Here is a 1250-nt window from a genome sequence, read left to right on the forward strand (position 1 = left end):
GAATACTACCCTAGAATCGTTGAGTAATGGAGTACCCATGGTCGCTATTCCCATTACCAACGATCAACCTGGAGTGGCGGCGCGGATCGCTTGGACAGGAACAGGAGAGGTCATACCTTTGAAAAAATTGAGCGTGGAGAAGCTACAAAAGGCTATCAAACTGGTCTTAACGGAAGATTCCTATAAAAAGAATGCCTTGAGGCTACAAGAGGCAATTAAACGAGCAGGGGGAGTGAGTCGAGCAGCTGATATTATCGAACAAGTGGCGCATACTGGTAAACCAGTTTTGGCTTCAACAAAACAATAATATAATTATTAAAAGTAATAATTTTATGTCTAAATCCCTTATGGGGAGAGCCTTTAACTAGTAGAGTAGTACAAATGAACGGATAACTTCAGTCCATAAAATGAAAATATGGTCAATTTGCGACTGTATCTTGGCTGAGCTCATTGGCATCAAAGCCTTATAGAGTAATCTTTTTAAAGCTCATGTCACCCCCTCAGTCACTACCTAATAAAATTTATTAACAAATGGTTCTATCCTTATGCCAAATATAATTCAGGAAACTAAGCTTCCCAATGGAATGAAAATATTTTGCTTGCGGAAAGAAGAAGTACCAGTTCTGTACGAACAGATTCAAGAGTACATTAAATATGGAATTGAGCTGCACGAAAGTGATATCGTATTTGATGTAGGAGCTAACATTGGTTTGTTTTCCTTATGGGCATATCAAAATTGTAATAAAAATGTTAGTATTTATGCTTTTGAACCTATTCCAGCCATTTTTAATGTACTACAGGCTAACGCTCAACGCTTTGATTCAGATAAAATTAAAGTCTTTTCCTGTGGACTTTCTCAGGAATCCAAGAGTATAACATTCGCTTATAATCCCAACGCTACCATGTTATCCACTGCATATCAAGAGGATTTTACTGAGCTAAAAAAGCAACTGAAGCAGGCTGTTATTCGCAATATTCAATACGCCCCTCAAACCTTTCGTTGGCTTCGTTGGTTTCCGTCGTTTATGCGATCAATTTTACTCCAAAATAGCATAGACAAAGCTTTTAAAATAGAGCGGGTAACTTGCCAGTTAAAAACTGTTTCAGAGATTATAAGGGAACACAAGCTCGAACAGATTGATTTGCTTAAGATAGATGTGGAGAAAAGCGAGTTGGATGTACTTTTAGGCATCGAAGCTCAGGATTGGCAAAAGATCAAGCAAATTGTTGTTGAAGTTCACGATCTAGAA

General features: G+C 38.0%; 2 protein-coding genes. Both read left to right on the forward strand.

The features are described from left to right. The coding region (locus F6K53_RS43500) for a nucleotide disphospho-sugar-binding domain-containing protein (protein ID WP_293086950.1) at positions 1 to 307 on the forward strand (307 nt) is incomplete at its 5' end. A 238-nt stretch (positions 308 to 545) separates the two neighbouring features. After that, positions 546 to 1250, forward strand: a 705-nt coding sequence (locus F6K53_RS43505) for an FkbM family methyltransferase (protein ID WP_293086953.1), incomplete at its 3' end; no start/stop codon positions are given.

The sequence above is a fragment of the Moorena sp. SIO4A1 genome (assembly GCF_010672065.1).
In the GTDB taxonomy this organism is placed as follows: Bacteria; Cyanobacteriota; Cyanobacteriia; order Cyanobacteriales; family Coleofasciculaceae; genus Moorena.